The organism is Paraburkholderia sp. BCC1876 (assembly GCF_902833695.1).
Taxonomy (GTDB): domain Bacteria; phylum Pseudomonadota; class Gammaproteobacteria; order Burkholderiales; family Burkholderiaceae; genus Paraburkholderia.
This window is the reverse complement of the sequence record NZ_CADFGI010000002.1, coordinates 234,988-250,357: the sequence shown is the minus strand read 5'-3', so window position 1 is coordinate 250,357 and position 15,370 is coordinate 234,988. Positions and strand designations below refer to the sequence as shown.

General features: G+C 64.1%; 14 protein-coding genes. 3 read left to right on the top strand and 11 right to left on the bottom strand.

The genetic code is table 11. From position 1 onward, the window contains the following. Positions 1-273 precede the first annotated feature (273 nt). From hutG to HWY05_RS07535, 8 genes are all read right to left on the bottom strand, one after another. On the bottom strand, positions 274-1,086 hold the full coding sequence (gene hutG, locus HWY05_RS07570) for an N-formylglutamate deformylase (RefSeq protein WP_035551177.1): 813 nt from the start codon (positions 1,084-1,086) through the stop codon (positions 274-276). A gap of 46 nt (positions 1,087-1,132) precedes the next feature. Next, a complete protein-coding gene (locus tag HWY05_RS07565; protein WP_176057941.1) occupies positions 1,133-2,530 on the bottom strand; it encodes a formimidoylglutamate deiminase in 1,398 nt (465 codons plus the stop codon). Between the two features lie 15 nt (positions 2,531-2,545). Further along, the gene (gene hutI / locus HWY05_RS07560; protein WP_176057940.1) at positions 2,546-3,763 is read right to left on the bottom strand and encodes an imidazolonepropionase; all 1,218 of its coding nucleotides are present in this window, start codon (positions 3,761-3,763) and stop codon (positions 2,546-2,548) included. An 85-nt stretch (positions 3,764-3,848) separates the two neighbouring features. After that, on the bottom strand, positions 3,849-4,505 hold the full coding sequence (locus HWY05_RS07555) for a HutD family protein (RefSeq protein ID WP_035551185.1): 657 nt from the start codon (positions 4,503-4,505) through the stop codon (positions 3,849-3,851). A 2-nt stretch (positions 4,506-4,507) separates the two neighbouring features. Next, positions 4,508-6,196: a urocanate hydratase gene (hutU, locus tag HWY05_RS07550; RefSeq protein ID WP_035551188.1), complete on the bottom strand. Its 1,689-nt coding sequence runs from the start codon at positions 6,194-6,196 to the stop codon at positions 4,508-4,510. A 66-nt stretch (positions 6,197-6,262) separates the two neighbouring features. Further along, positions 6,263-6,958, bottom strand: a complete 696-nt coding sequence (gene hutC / locus HWY05_RS07545; RefSeq protein WP_035551191.1) for a histidine utilization repressor — start codon at positions 6,956-6,958, stop codon at positions 6,263-6,265. A 71-nt stretch (positions 6,959-7,029) separates the two neighbouring features. Beyond that, the gene (hutH, locus tag HWY05_RS07540; RefSeq protein WP_156126614.1) at positions 7,030-8,553 is read right to left on the bottom strand and encodes a histidine ammonia-lyase; all 1,524 of its coding nucleotides are present in this window, start codon (positions 8,551-8,553) and stop codon (positions 7,030-7,032) included. A 339-nt stretch (positions 8,554-8,892) separates the two neighbouring features. Then, positions 8,893-9,789, bottom strand: a complete 897-nt coding sequence (locus HWY05_RS07535) for a LysR family transcriptional regulator (protein ID WP_035551193.1) — start codon at positions 9,787-9,789, stop codon at positions 8,893-8,895. A 105-nt stretch (positions 9,790-9,894) separates the two neighbouring features. Here HWY05_RS07535 and HWY05_RS07530 point away from each other — a divergent pair, with 105 nt between their 5' ends. Further along, positions 9,895-10,791, top strand: a complete 897-nt coding sequence (locus tag HWY05_RS07530) for an NAD-dependent epimerase/dehydratase family protein (protein ID WP_176057939.1) — start codon at positions 9,895-9,897, stop codon at positions 10,789-10,791. A gap of 156 nt (positions 10,792-10,947) precedes the next feature. Further along, positions 10,948-11,130, top strand: a complete 183-nt coding sequence (locus HWY05_RS07525; protein WP_035551199.1) for a hypothetical protein — start codon at positions 10,948-10,950, stop codon at positions 11,128-11,130. Positions 11,131-11,238: 108 nt separating this feature from the next. Here the strand turns inward: HWY05_RS07525 and HWY05_RS07520 are convergent, their stop codons facing one another. Both HWY05_RS07520 and HWY05_RS07515 read right to left on the bottom strand, forming a co-directional pair. After that, positions 11,239-12,594, bottom strand: a complete 1,356-nt coding sequence (locus HWY05_RS07520; RefSeq protein ID WP_176057938.1) for an APC family permease — start codon at positions 12,592-12,594, stop codon at positions 11,239-11,241. Between the two features lie 151 nt (positions 12,595-12,745). Beyond that, positions 12,746-13,582, bottom strand: a complete 837-nt coding sequence (locus HWY05_RS07515; protein ID WP_176057937.1) for a carbon-nitrogen hydrolase family protein — start codon at positions 13,580-13,582, stop codon at positions 12,746-12,748. A gap of 133 nt (positions 13,583-13,715) precedes the next feature. Here HWY05_RS07515 and HWY05_RS07510 point away from each other — a divergent pair, with 133 nt between their 5' ends. Continuing rightward, positions 13,716-14,579, top strand: coding sequence for a helix-turn-helix transcriptional regulator (locus HWY05_RS07510; RefSeq protein WP_035551206.1), 864 nt, complete (start codon positions 13,716-13,718; stop codon positions 14,577-14,579). A 29-nt stretch (positions 14,580-14,608) separates the two neighbouring features. On the opposite strand, the gene HWY05_RS07505 is transcribed toward HWY05_RS07510, so the two are convergent. After that, complete coding sequence (locus HWY05_RS07505; RefSeq protein ID WP_176057936.1) at positions 14,609-15,349, bottom strand: thioredoxin family protein; 741 nt, start codon at positions 15,347-15,349, stop codon at positions 14,609-14,611. Between the last annotated feature and the right edge of the window lie 21 nt (positions 15,350-15,370).

The following is a 15,370-nucleotide window of genomic DNA, read 5'->3' as shown; positions in this document are numbered from 1 at the left end:
GCGGCGCACGTGCATCGATGAAGCCCCGTCACGAGCGGGGCTTTTTTATGCCGCGGAATCGGTGACAGCGGGGAATCAGCGTGGACGCAGCCGCGACGCGCCATCGGCGACGCCCTATACGTTCTGCGCGAAAACGGCAGCATGCAATCACGGACACATGCTGTTACACCTTGACGGTGTGAGCCGACGCGGACATGACGGCGACGCAAGGCGTCCCGTCATGAACCGCGTGGAAGCGGAAGAGGTGTTTGAATCGTCGGCGCGACGCGGGGGTCAGGCCGCCTTGACGTGGTTCAGCGCGGTGGTCACGAGTGCTTCGAGCAAGGGCTCGATCTTCGTGGCGAGCGTTTCGTCATACGCGTACGGCAGGTGCTCTTCCATATACGTGATCTGCGACAGCTCGAGCTGCACCGCGTGCACGCCTTGCGATGGCTGCCCATACTGACGCGTGATATAGCCGCCCTTGAAGCGTCCATTCGCGATCGCCGAATAGCCGCCATGCCGCTCGACCACGGCGGCCAGTTCCTCGGCCAATCCCGCCACCGCGCTCGCGCCGTTCGAGGAGCCGAAATTGAAATCCGGCAAGCGTCCTTCGAAGAAACGCGGCACGTGCGAGCGGATCGAATGCGCTTCCCACAACAGCGCCTTGCCGTGCTCCGCTTTCAGCGCGGCCAGTTCGTTCGTCAGCGCGTCGTGATACGGCTGCCAGTAAGCGTCGCGACGACGGGCGATTTCGGCGTCGGTGGGCAGATGGCCGTCGAGATACAACGGCTCCTTGTCGAAGGTATCGACGGGCAGCAGGCCAGTCGTGTCCTGGCCCGGGTACAGGTTCGCGCCGTCGGGCGGACGGTTCAGATCGATCACGTAGCGCGCGTACGTCGGCGCGAGAATCGACGCGCCCATGCGCTTCGCGAACGCATACAGACGGTCCAGATGCCAATCGCAATCGTCGGTGCGTTGCGCGACCGGCGTCATCGTCGCGGCGATATCGGCCGGGATTTGCGTGCCCATATGCGGGATCGAGATCAGCAACGGCAAACTGCCCCGATGCAGCGATACAACCGGCGGAGTGTTCAATGCAGTCATGTCAGTCCGGAATCGATGAGAGGGATGAGTCGCGACGGTGCGCCGCTCATTTGAGCAGATCGGCGAGCGCCACGCGATAGCGCGCGTAAGCGCCCTCTTCGTCGCGATGCCGGCGGTTCTCGACCACCTGAACGCCGCCCGCGTAGACGTCGCGCACCGGCGTCTCGCCATGCTCGCAGAATACAACGCCCGACAGCCACGCGCTCGGCGCATGTTCGGCGATGCTCGCATGGTCCGCGTCGAGCACCAGCCAGTCCGCGCGGCGGCCTGCCTGCAACGCGCCGACCGCGCGGCCGCTGGCGTGCGCGCCGCCGTCGAGCGCGGCGTCGAACAGACGGTCTGCCACATGCGTGGACTGCGCCGACGCCAGCACGTTGCGTTGCCGGCGCGTCAAACGCTGGCCGTATTCGAGCAGGCGCAATTCCGCGCGCCAGTCGACGCCGATATGACTGTCCGAGCCGATGCCGATGCGGCCTTGCGCATCCAGATATTCCTGCGCGGGGAACAGACCATCGCCGAGATTTGCTTCGGTGGTCAGACACAAGCCGGCTACCGCACCGCTTTTCGCAAGTGCCAGCGTTTCGTTTGCGTCGACATGCGTCGCGTGCACGAGGCACCAGCGGCTGTCGACGTCGAAGCGATCCAGCAACCATTGCACCGGACGCGCGCCTTCGGTTTCGACGCACGCGTCGACTTCGGCGGTCTGTTCGGCGATATGGATATGAACCGGCGCGTTGGCATCGATGCCGCCTAGTAGCGTACGCAACGATTCCGCCGAGACCGCGCGCAACGAATGCGGCGCCACGCCATAGCGCAACGCGGCGCTTTCAGGACGCGCCGCGCGCAACGTGCCGAGCAGATCGAGCAGACTCTCCGGCGTATTGATGAAGCGCTGCTGATCGTCGCGCGGCGCACGCGAGCCGAAGCCGCTGTACTGATAGAGCACCGGCAGCATCGTCATGCCGATACCGCTCGCCGACGCTGCATCCACCACGCGTTGCGCGAGCTCAGCCTGATTCGCGTAGCGGCTGCCGTCCGGCGTGTGATGCACGTAGTGGAACTCGCACACCGACGTATAGCCCGCCTTCAGCATTTCGATGTACAGCCATTGCGCGACCGCCGCGAGGCCTTCCGGCGTGATGCGCGCGGCGAAGCGGTACATCAGGTCGCGCCAGCTCCAGAAGTTGTCAGTGGCGCCTGTGCCAGATGAGGCGCGATATTCGGTGAGGCCGGCCATTGCGCGCTGGAATGCATGCGAATGAAGGTTCGGCATGCCGGGCAGCACGGGACCAGCGGCTTTCCGCACGCCGGCAGGTACCGCAGAAGTATCCGGCGTAACCGCCGTCAGCGTGCCGCTTGCGTCCCACTCGAGCAACACGTTGCGGCGCCAACCATCGGGCAGGTACGCGTGCTCGGCGAACAGCGATTGATCTAGTTGTGTCATCTCTCAGGCCCTGGCTCAATTCACGCGCGTATAAACCGTCTCGCCCGCGCGCACGACTCGCGCGCACAACGGACGTCCAATCCAGTAAGCCAGCTCGGCCAGCGAGTCGACCGACCACACCGCGAAATCCGCCGCGCGTCCCACGGCCAGCGAACCGTGCGTGTCCGCTTTGCCGAGCGCTTGGGCCGCATGCGACGTCACGCCTTGCAGCACCTCGGGCACCGTCATACGGAACAGCGTGGTCGCCATGTTCATCATCAGCAACAGCGACGTGGTGGGCGACGTGCCCGGATTGCTGTCGGTCGAAATCGCGATCGGCACCTGATAGCGCCGCAGCAAATCGAGCGGCGGCAGTTGCGTCTCGCGAATGAAGTAGTACGCGCCCGGCAGCAACACGGCGACCGTGCCGGATGCTTTCATCGCGGCAACGCCGGCTTCGTCGAGAAATTCGAGGTGATCCGCGGACAGCGCGTGATGCTGCGCGGCCAATGCCGTGCCGCCGCCGTTCGACAACTGCTCGGCATGCATCTTCACCGGTAGCTTGTGACGCTCCGCGGCGTTGAAAACACGCTCACTTTGCTCCAGCGAAAAACCGATGCGCTCGCAGAATACGTCGACCGCGTCGACGAGACCTTCGTCGGCCAGCGCGGGCAGCATCGTGTTGCAGACTTCGTCGATATACGCGTCGGCGCGGCCCGCGAATTCGGGCGGCAACGCGTGCGCGCCGAGAAACGTCGTATAGACCGTCACCGGATAGCGCTCGCCCAACTGACGCGCGACGCGCAGCATCTTGCGTTCGCTGGCGAGGTCGAGGCCGTAGCCGGATTTGATTTCGATCGTCGTCACGCCTTCGGCGAGCAGCGGTTCGAGCCGCGCGGCCGACTGTGCGAATAGCGACGCTTCGTCGGCGGCACGCGTGGCGCGCACCGTCGAGACGATGCCACCGCCCTGCCGCGCGATTTCTTCATAGCTGACGCCCGCGAGCCGCTGCGCGAATTCATCCGCGCGCTGGCCGCCGTACACCAGATGCGTATGGCAATCGACCAGACCGGGCGTGACCCAGGCGCCGTGCAGATCTTCGCGCGGCCAGCTAGCGTAATGCGGGGGGAGTTCGGAGGCTGCGCCGAGCCAGACGATCTGGCCGTCTTCGACGGCGATCGCGGCGTCGGCCAGCGTGTGGTGGGGATCGCCCTGCGGGCACAGTTTCAGGTGATGCCAGACGGTTTGCTTCATCGCGTGCTCGTTGCAGCTCGTTGCGTGTCTGTGGTGGTTCGCGTGCGCGCGCCTTGATATCGCGACGCGGGCACGCGAAGCGTCGTCATCGTTCGTAGTGAAGGCGGATTGCGAGCAACGCGCCCGCGCCTTGAACCGCGCAGTGCAGCGCGTCCGGCGCGTTGATGCGCAGCGTGTCGCCGGTGGCGAGCGGCTGCGCGGCCGCGTCGCCGAGGCTGACCGATACGGCGCCCTCGGCGCAGTACAACAGCACGACGTCGGCGGATAAAGCGTGTTGCGTCGCGTCGCGCCAAACCTCGACTTCGCCGCGCGCCGCGCCACGTCGTACCATCAAGTTAAAGTCGCGCGTGGCGCCGTCGACGAGGCGCGCGTCGATCGGCGTCTCGCCGGCAAAGCGCGCAATGTCGAGCGGCTGCGTCAACGCGTGCGTTTTCACGACGTTCGCAAGACCGCTCAACGCAGCTTCGCTCGCCGGCGCATTCTCCGGCGCAAGCGTTTCATCGAGCAACATCCCCGCGCCGGACAACAGCACGAGCGTGCGATCGATGCCCGCAAAACGCGAGAACGGTCCCGCTTGCGCGACATCCGCAATGCTCACGCGCCACACGAAACTATCGAGTCCCGCCTGCTCGGGCACTGCCGCCACTTCGCGCGTGACGCCGCCGCCGTTCTTCCACGGCGCCGCCACGAGGTCGGCGCCGCGAATCAGCGTGACGCTGGCCATATTGCCGACGTCCGCCATGTTCAACGGCCCAGCATCGGCAGATGCAGACCCGCCTCGCGCGCAGTTTCCTGCGCGAGTTCATAACCCGCATCCGCGTGACGCATCACGCCGGTCGCCGGATCGTTGAACAACACGCGGCCGAGGCGTTCCTTCGCGGCATCCGTGCCGTCCGCGACGATCACCACACCCGAGTGCTGGCTGAAGCCCATACCGACACCGCCGCCGTGATGCAGCGAGACCCACGACGCGCCGCCCGCCGTATTCAGCAGCGCGTTGAGCAACGGCCAGTCGCTGACCGCATCGGAGCCGTCCTTCATCGATTCGGTTTCGCGATTCGGGCTCGCCACCGAACCCGTGTCGAGGTGATCGCGACCGATCACGATCGGCGCTTTCAGCTCGCCGGTCCTGACCATCTCGTTGAACGCCTGACCGAGGCGATAACGATCCTTCACGCCGACCCAGCAGATCCGCGCCGGCAGACCCTGGAACGCGATCCGTTCACGCGCCATGTCGAGCCAGTTGTGCAGATGCGGATCGTCGGGGATCAATTCCTTGACCTTCGCGTCGGTCTTGTAGATATCTTCGGGATCACCCGACAGCGCGACCCAACGGAACGGGCCCTTGCCTTCGCAGAACAGCGGGCGGATATACGCCGGCACGAAGCCCGGGAAATCGAATGCGTTTTCCACGCCCATTTCCAGCGCCATCTGGCGGATGTTGTTGCCGTAGTCGAGCGTGGCCGCGCCGCGTTCCTGCAGCGTGAGCATGGCTTGCACCTGCCTGGCCATGGACTGCTTGGCCGGCGTGATGATGCTGTCCGGCGCGGTCTTCATGCGTTCGCGCCAATCTTCCACGCTCCAGCCTTGCGGCAGATAGCCGTGAATCGGATCGTGCGCGCTGGTCTGATCGGTCACGCAGTCCGGCGTGATGCCGCGTGCCACGCATTCGGCGAACACGTCGACCGCATTGCCCACCAGACCGATCGACACCGGCTTGCCGGCCTGCTTCGCTTCCTCCAGCATGGCGAGCGCTTCGTCGAGCGTCTGCGCTTTTTTATCGACGTAGCGCGTCTTCAGACGGAAGTCGATGCGCGTCTCGTCGCATTCCACCGCGATCATCGAGAAGCCCGCCATCGTGGCCGCGAGCGGCTGCGCGCCGCCCATACCGCCGAGACCGCCGGTCAGAATCCAGCGGCCTTTCGGGTCGCCGTTGAAATGCTGGTTCGCCACCGAGAAGAAGGTCTCGTAGGTGCCCTGCACGATCCCCTGGCTGCCGATATAGATCCAGCTGCCCGCCGTCATCTGCCCGTACATCATCAGGCCCTTGCGGTCGAGTTCGTGGAAGTGTTCCCACGTCGCCCAATGCGGCACCAGATTCGAATTCGCCAGCAGCACGCGCGGCGCGTCGGCATGCGTGCGGAACACGCCGACCGGCTTGCCCGACTGGATCAGCAGCGTTTCGTCTTCATTGAGGTCTTTCAGCGACGCGAGGATCTGATCGAAACAATCCCAGTTGCGCGCGGCCCGGCCAATACCGCCGTACACGACCAGCGCATGCGGATGCTCGGCGACTTCCGGGTCCAGGTTGTTCTGGATCATCCGGTACGCGGCTTCCGCGATCCAGGTCTTGCAGGTCTTTTCCGCGCCGCGCGGTGCGCGGATGGTACGGGTGGGATCGAGACGCGGGTCGATGTGCTTCGGGTTGTTCATGATGGCCCTCGGAATGCTTGAAGATGGTCGGGAGAGGTTCGGAAACGGAGTCGGGGAAACGGTGATTCAGAAATGTCCGGTGAAGCGATAACGGCTGCCGGGATGCCAGAGATTCGCGATCGACGCGACCTGGCTTTGCGACCACGTGCGCCGGTGCAGCACGAGGCACGGTTCGAGTTCGTCCATGGTCAGTAGCTCGCGCGTGTCGGCGTCGGCGGCCAGCGCCTCGATGCGGTACTCGACGCGCTGCAGCGGCGCCACCCGCACGAGATACTGGTTCGGCGTGGTGTTGGTGAAGTCCTGCAGCGCGTATTCGGGCGCCACCGCCGGATTGACCCAGCGTTCTTCGAGCTGCACCGGTTCGTCGTTTTCGAAATGCAGCACGCGCGAATGAAACACCGGACTGCCGGCGCTCACCTGCATCTCTTCGGCGAGCGCGGCGTCGGCGATGCTCGCGCCGATATGCAGCACGTTCGCCTGATAACGATGACCGCGCGCGACGATCTCGTCGGAAATACTGCGGATCGCCACCAGCGTCGATTCGTACTTGGGGCGCGCCACGAAGGTGCCCGAACCCTGCACCCGCGTAAGCACCTGCTCCGAGGTCAACTCGCGCAGCGCGCGGTTCACCGTCATGCGCGCTACGCTGAACTCACGCGCGAGTTCGTTTTCCGACGGCACCTGGTCGCCTTCAGCCCACTCGCCCGCATGAATGCGCGCGAGGATGAAGTCCTTGATGCCCTGATAGGCGGGTGCGTTCATTAACGTGCTCGGCTTGAATGCGTGAGTTGAATACATGAGTTGAATACGTGAGCCGGGTGCGTACTTGCAGCTTACTGTTCGGAGACGAACGCGAACGGGCTGAGCTTCGCGATCGTGCCGTTCTGCACGAGCTTCGTCACGGCCTCGATATCCGGCGCGAAGTAGTGATCGAGCTCGTAATGCGCGACGTCCTTGCGCACTACGTCCATCACCTTTTGCAGGCTCGGGCTGGTCTTGTGCGGCGCGCGCAGATCGACGCCTTGCGCAGCGGCGAGCAATTCGATCGACAGGATGTTCGCGGTGTTTTCAGCAATGTCGCCGAGCTTGCGCGCGGCAAACGTCGCCATCGACACGTGGTCTTCCTGGTTCGCGGACGTGGGCAGCGAATCCACCGACGCCGGATGCGCGAGCGTCTTGTTTTCCGACGCCAAAGCTGCGGCCGTCACGTGAGCGATCATGAAGCCCGAGTTCACGCCACCGTCGCGCACGAGGAACGGCGGCAGACCCGACAGCGTCGCGTCGATCAGCAACGCGATGCGACGTTCGGCCAGCGCGCCGATTTCGGCGGCGGCGAGCGCGAGGTTGTCGGCGGCGAATGCGACCGGCTCGGCGTGGAAATTACCGCCCGACAGCACTTCGCCGGTGTCCGGGAAAATCAGCGGATTGTCGGAGACCGCGTTGGCTTCGAGCAGCAGCACGTTGGCGGCATGGCGCATCTGGTCGAGACACGCGCCCATCACTTGCGGCTGGCAGCGCAGGCTGTACGGGTCCTGCACCTTGTCGCAATCGGCGTGCGAGACGTTGATGCCCGAACCGTCGAGCAGCGAACGGTAAGCCGTGGCCGCGTCGATCTGACCTTGATGGCCGCGCAGTTCGTGAATGCGCGCGTCGAACGGCTTGACCGAACCGGCCGCCGCGTCCACCGACAACGAGCCCGACACCAGCGCGGTGCGGTACAGGTCTTCGATCGCGAACATGTTGTAGAGCGCGAGCGCGGTCGATGCCTGCGTGCCGTTCAGCAGCGCGAGGCCTTCCTTGGCTTGCAGCGTGAGCGGCTTGAGGCCGACCAGCGCGAGGCCTTCGGTGGCGGGCATGCGCTCGCCCTTCGCGAACACATCGCCGACGCCGAGCAGCGCCGCCGACATATGCGCGAGCGGCGCGAGGTCGCCCGATGCGCCGACCGAGCCCTTGACCGGAATCACCGGCAGCACGTCGGCGTTATACAGCGTGATCAGCGCCTCCATCACTTCGCGACGAATGCCCGAGTGGCCGCGGCCGAGGCTCGACAGCTTCAGCGCGATCAGCAGACGCACCACCGGACGCGACATCGGCACACCCACGCCGACCGCATGCGACAGCACCAGATTGCGTTGCAGCAGTTCGAGCTGGTCGTGCGGAATATGCGTGCTGGCAAGGCGCCCAAAACCGGTGTTGATGCCGTAGGCCGGCTCGCCCTTCGCGGCGATATCGGCAACGGCTTGCGCGCAGGCGTCGATGGCGGCATGGCTGGCGGGATCGAGTTGCAGCGCGACGTGTTCGCGAGCGATCTGGCGCAGTTGCGGGAGGGTCAGGTAGCCGGGCTTCAGAATCATCATGGTGTGTGTTCCTGTCTATACAATTTGAGAGAAGTCTATCGGCACCGTCTTGTATATACAACTTGTTTTTAATCGCCCGGACCTGGGAGTTTCCATTAGGGCGCGAGCTGTCCGGCATATTGCTGCGAAGGCCGGCGGGGTCGGGCGGCGACTCGATTGGCGCAGCAACGGTTCCTGTTGCGCCCAACTTGTATATACACGTTCAAAATATGAGCCGCCAAGTGGACAAAAAACCGCCCTGCGGCGGTTTCCGATCCCGACCCACAGCCACCGCCACACCGCCACGTCGATTCAAGAGTTATAGGAGAGCCGGCTGAACGCACCACGCGAAACGCGCGGCTAAAGCTTCACGCGCGCCGCGATGAACTCCAGAAAACACTGCACGCGCCCCGTCAGCGACGCGCTCTGGTAGTACACCGCGCTCACCGGCTGCCGCTCGTCGCGCAGCAGGTTGCCGAGAATCGGCACGAGGCGGCCGTCGCGCACGTCGGCGGCGGTCATGAAGTCGGCCAGACAGGCCACGCCCCAGCCCGACAACGCCAGTTGCCGCAAGGTTTCGCCGCTCGACGCGGTGATCGACGGTTCGATCCTGAATGACTCGGCGCCGGCCTTGCGCCCTTCGCGCAACGGCCAGCGGTTCAGATGCTCCGGCGCCGTAAAACCGATCAATCGATGCGCGCGCAACGCTTCCACCGACTTCGGCTCGCCATATTCGGCCAGATACGCGGGGCTCGCGAGCACCCGCAGCTTGCTGGTGCCCAACGCGCGCGCATGCAGCGTCGAATCCTGCAGCGCGCCGATCCGGATCGCGATATCCACCTTCTGTTCCAGCAGATCGACGATCCGCTCGCTGCTGGTCAATTCCAGCCGCACGTCCGGATAGAGCGCCGAAAACGCCTTCATATGCGGGGCGACGCAATGGAGCATGAACGGCGACGCCGCATCCACCCGCAAGCGCCCGGAAGGCCGCCCTCGCCCGCTCGTGACCGATTCCTCGGCCTCCTCCATCGCCGCGAGAATCGCCCGGGCGCGTTGCAGGAACGCCTCGCCCTCTTCGGTCAATTGCAGACGGCGGGTCGTGCGCCGCACGAGCGCGGTGTCGAGCTTCTGTTCGAGGCGCGTGAGGGCGCGGCTCACGCCGGAAACCGTCTGCTCCAGCTTCTCCGCCGCCTTGGTGATCGAGCCGCTGTCGATCACGGTGACGAACACCAGCAGCTCATCCGTGGAAGTTTTCATTGTTGATTTCAAGTCAAGATTGATTTGAGACTAACACGCTTTTTGCGAGAATCAAGACGACGGATACTGGCTGCCTGTCATCGTGTTTCCAACCAGGAGAACGTCTTGAAGATCTTCATCACGGGCGCAAGCGGGTTTATCGGCGGATCGATCGCGGCGCATCTGGCGCGCGCCGGCCACGGCGTGCGCGGTCTGATCCGCAATCCCGACCATGCCGCCGAATTGCAACGCCTCGGCATCGAACCGGTGGTCGGCACGCTCGACGACCGCGCGCTGCTGATTGCCGAAGCGCAAGCCGCGGACGCCGTCATCAACGCCGCCAGCAGCGACCATGAAGGCGCGGTGAAAGCGTTGATCGAAGGACTCGCCGGCTCCGGCAAGGTGCTGTTGCATACCAGCGGATCGAGCATCGTCGGCGATGCGTCGGGTGGCGAAGCGGGCCAGTCGCGCATCTATCACGAAGACGCGCTGCCCACGCCCACCGCCGACAAGGCGGCCCGCGTCGCGATCGACCAGCTCGTGCTCGACGCCGCGCGCCAGAACATCCGTTCGGCGGTGCTGTGCAATACGCTGATCTATGGTCACGGCGCGGTGCCGGGCAGCGCGAGCGTGCAGTTGCCGCGTCTCGTGCGGCAGGCGCAAAAGAGCGGCGTGGTGCGTCATGTGGGCAGCGGCGGCAACATCTGGTCGAACGTGCATATCGACGATGTCGCCGAACTGTATCGACTCGCACTCGAGAAAACGCCGGCCGGCACGTTCTATTTCGTCGAAAGCGGCGAGGCGTCGTTCCGCGACATGAGCGCGGCTATCGCGCGCGCGATGAAACTCGGCGAGCCGCAAGACTGGCCGCTCGACGAAGCGCAGAAGGAATGGGGCTACGAAATGGCCTCGTACGGCCTCGGTTCGAACAGCCGCGTGCGCGGAGTGCGCGCACGCAAACTGCTCGGCTGGCAACCGAAACGCAGCTCGGTGATCGACTGGATCGAACACGACATGATGTGATGTATCCGGCGGGACATTCTTCGGGACGTCCCCCCGCGAAAACGTAATCCGTGTAAGCGGCGCCGTTGCGAATTCGTAAGCTCACCTCGCTAGAATCGCGCTCAACTGATCGTGCGATTCGATTTTGCGAGTCGCCCCTGAGCCCGGATTTGATCGATGACTTTGGCGCTGAATTTCGACTGGCTGACGAACCTGCTGGCGATACTTTTCGTCGTGGCGTGTCTTTACGATGCACGTTACGACGAATACGGCACGTTGACACTGGCGGCGGCCGCAATGGGCCTCGCCGTGATGGCAATGGAGCTGTTTCTCAAGCCCGCTTTCGACATGGCGCTTTGAGCATGACGCCGCGCGACGCGGCGTCATATGCTTTTCTATCGGCTTTTCTATCGACTTGACGTCTCTATCCGGATGGGCACGCGGCTCACGCGCGCACCCACCCGTGCATCACACCGCGACTTCCGGCGGCGCCTGGCGAAACCAGCGCGTGATCCAGCCGAGATAGCACAATCCCAGCAGAAACCACACCGCCCCGAGCACCAGTGCGGTCTTCTCCAGACTCACCAGCAGCCACACGTCGGCAATCGCGCCGGCCAGCGGGAACAGCAGGCCGCCGATGATCCCCATCGCATTCGCCGTGCCCTTCGCGTTGAAGAACTGACGGATCACGCACAGGTTGACCGCGGTGAACGCGAGGAACGCGCCGAAGTTGATGAACGACGTCGAGGTCGCCACGTCGAGTTTCAACGCGACCAGACCGATCGCGCCCGCAATAGCGATATTCAGCGCGGGCGTCTTGAACTTCGGATGCACGAAACCGAAGATGCGCTTCGGCAGCACTTCGTCACGCCCCATGGCATACAACAGACGCCCCACACTCGCCTGCGCCGAAATACCCGACGCGAACTGCGCGAGAATCAAGCCGGCCAGAAACACTGTCACGAAGAGATCGCCGCCCACTTTGCGCGCCACTTCGAAGGCCGCCGAATCCGGGTCCTTGAAGACCGCGCCCGGATGCGCGAGCTGCACCGTGTAGGCCGCGATCACGAAGATCGCGCCGCCGATCAGCGCGATCAGCACGATGGCGCGCGGCATGGTCTTCTCAGGCGCAATGGTTTCTTCGGTGAGCGTCGACACCGCGTCGAAGCCGAGATACGAGTACGCGGCAATCGCGGCGCCGGCCATGGTCGCCGAAAACGGCACGTGCGGTTTGAAGAACGGTTCGGCCGACAACAGGCCGCCGGGACCGGCCGCCGCCGTCACGTAATGGCAGCACAGCACAACGAACAACGCGACGATCGCCAGTTGCACGACCATCAGCACGATGTTGAAGCGGTTCGCCAGTTCGATGCCGAGAATGTTCAGCGCGCTGGTCAGCACGATAAACGCGACGATCCAGATCCAGCTCGGAATGTGCGGAAACGCGGCGCTCAGATACGCGGCGCCGATCAGCCAGATCACCATCGGCAGGAAAAAGTAATCGAGCAGCGTCGCCCAGCCGATCATGAAACCGAGGTGCGGGTTGAAGCTTTTACGCGTGTACGTATAGGCCGAACCGGCCACCGGGAAGAGCCGCGCGAGTTTGCCGTAGCTGAGCGCGGTGAACGCGATCGCGATCAGCGCGATCAGATAGGCGAGCGCCGCAGTGTCGTTGCTCGCGCTCGCCAGCACGCCGTAGGTGCCGTACACGATCAGCGGCGCCATGTAGGCGAGGCCGAACAGTAGGACCGACGGCAGGCCGAGCGTGCGTTTCAGATGCGTGCTGTGTGCGGCCGCGGGTTCGGCGGCGGATGATGAAGTCATGCGGTGTCTCCTCTTGCAAATGGGCGAGCGTCGCCAGGGCGCGATTTGCGGCGCACCCCGGTCGAGCCGGGTCGTTCAGACTTGCGGGATGCGCGGGGTTCGCGCTGGTGTTTTCTTGTTTTCGATGTGCCGCGATGCGCCGGGATCCAACTTAACGCGCGCGAATCACACGCACACGTTGTCCGTTTTCGCCGTCTTCGGTGGCGAGATCGAGCGCGATACGCGCGTCGTGCAGATAGCGGTAATGTTCACGCGCGCCTTCGAGGCGCGTGCGGTCGAGCGTGGCCCGCAGCACGGTTTCCTGCTGGCCCGCGTCGCACACCACGTCGCCGAACGGATCGATCAACGCCGATTCGCCGGGGAACGTCAGGTTGTCGTCGCCCGAACCGATACGATTGACGAGCGCCGCGAACATCTGGTTTTCCATGGCGCGCGCAACGATCGCACGACGATGCACCGGCCCGAACGGGTCCATGTTGCCGTTGGTCACGAGCAGCAGATCCGCGCCCAGCGACGCGACCGCGCGCGCCGTTTCGGGAAATTCGATGTCGTAGCAGATCAGCAGGCCGACGGTCAGGCCTTTGAAGCTGCACACGTCGTAGCGGTCGCCCGGTTCGAATACGCCGACGTCCGACGCCCACAGATGCGTCTTGCGATAGTGCAGCGCGATTTCGCCGTGTTCGTCGACCAGTACCGTGGTGTTGAAGAAGCGGCTGCCGTCGCGCTCGGCGAGACCTACCGCCACTGCGACGCGGGCTTCGCGCGCCGCCTGGCGCACTGCCGTGAGAGAGGGGCCGTCGATCGGTTCCGCTACGGTGCGAATGTTGTCGCGTGTCGGGAAGCCCGACAGCGTGGTTTCCGGGAACACGATGAGATCCGTGCCCGCGGCGCGCTGGCCGATGGTTTGCAGCACGCGTTGCACGTTCGCGCCGTCCACGCCGGTTGCGCCGTCCACGATGGGGATTTGCGCAAGTTCGAGTTGAAGCATTGTGTCTCCGCCTATTGCGTCTTTGCGTTACGCAGCGTCTCATATCAGCCGCCCGCGATCAGGTTGGGCCTATTATTACCAGACATATTTTTGTTCGTAATTACCCTGCTGGGTTACCCTCATCGGAGCACGCATGGAACTCGAATGGCGCGATCTGGCCTTTCATCGCGAGATCGGCGCGGTTATCGAAGCACTCGATAGCGCGCAATTCTGGACGCGCCTCACGCGCGCGCTCGAACGCTACGTTGTCTTCGACAACTGGGTCGCGTTGCGCTTCACGCCCGGCGAAGCGCCGCTCGTGTGCGCCGAATCGCCCACGCCGGACGGCGCCGTCGACGCGATGTTCCAGGACTACCTGGCCGCACTGTATCAACTCGATCCGTTCTATATCGCCGCCACCGACAAACCGGCGTCAGGCTTCGTCACGCTCGCCGACGTCGCGCCCGACAACTTCTCGATGACCGAGTACTACCAGCGGTACTTCAGGAAGAACATCGTCGGCGACGAGGTGCATTTCAACTACATGATCGACGCCCGGCACACGCTCGCGTTTTCACTCGGTGCGACGCAGCGATATGGCGAGCGCGATCTTGCCGTGCTCGCGCTGTGCGCGCCTTGGGTAATCGCATTGTTGCGGCAACGTTTGCCTTATGAAACGTTCGACGCCGCGCCGTTGCCGCCGCCGTTCGGCGAGACGTCAACCGACAGCGCAACGCCCATCCCGTTGCCGGCGGACACACCGGCGGACACCCCCGCGTACGCGGCGCGGTTTGCCCAGGTCGCGTCGGCGGGCGGCCGCGCCGCGCTCACCGCGCGCGAAGTCGAAGTGGCCATGCTGACCTTGAGCGGATTTTCGACACGCGCGATTGCGGAGAAACTCGCCATCTCGTTCGAGACGGTGCGCGCGCACAAGAAGCACATCTATACGAAACTCAACGTGAACTCGCAGTCGGAGTTGTTCGCGTTGTTCTATGACGCGGGACGTCAGGGCGGCTGACGTCCCAGGTTAAAGCGAAGCGCGCTGCGTCACGTACCGCACGCGGCACAACCGCCGCTGGGCTTTTGATCCTGGTAGCGGTCGTGATGCCTGAGCCAGTCGGTCATGCCTCTCGTTTCGTTGCGGCCTTTCGGCGTGACGTCGAGATGCGCGTAGGTGTTGATGAACCGCTCGCCGCCGCGTCCGTAGCAGGAATACGTGTGGTACACGTCGCCGCGTTCGTCCTTATAGAACACGCTGTGGCCATGCAGTTCGTCGATTCCCACGTCGGTCTCGGTGAAGTTGTAGAACGCTTTCTTGCTGGCCACCTCTTCGGGTGTGAACGACACGTGATAGTCGAAATTGAAATCGCTGCCGTTCGACGACACCCACGGAAACGCCCACCCCATGCGTTTCCTGAACGCCTCGATTTTCGCCAGCGGCGCGAGCGAGACCGTCACGTACGACACATCGTGATGTTCGAGATGCGTGACGATGCCGATCATGTGATCCGACACGAACGAGCAGCCCACGCAGCCCTCCTCCCAATCCGGACCCAGCATGAAGTGATAAACGATCAACTGGCTGCGTCCGTCGAACAACTCGGCTAGCGTCTTGCGCCCTTGCAGCGTGTCGAACACGTAGGCCTTATCGACCTTCACCCAGGGCAATTCGCGGCGTTTGCGCGCGAGCTCGTCGCTGGCGCGCATATGCGCCTTCTCTTCGACCAGTAGCGCGCGGCTCGCGGCCAGCCAGTCCTCTCTCGATCCCATCCGGTGCTGCGGTTCCATTTGCGTCTCCTTTCCTGCAAG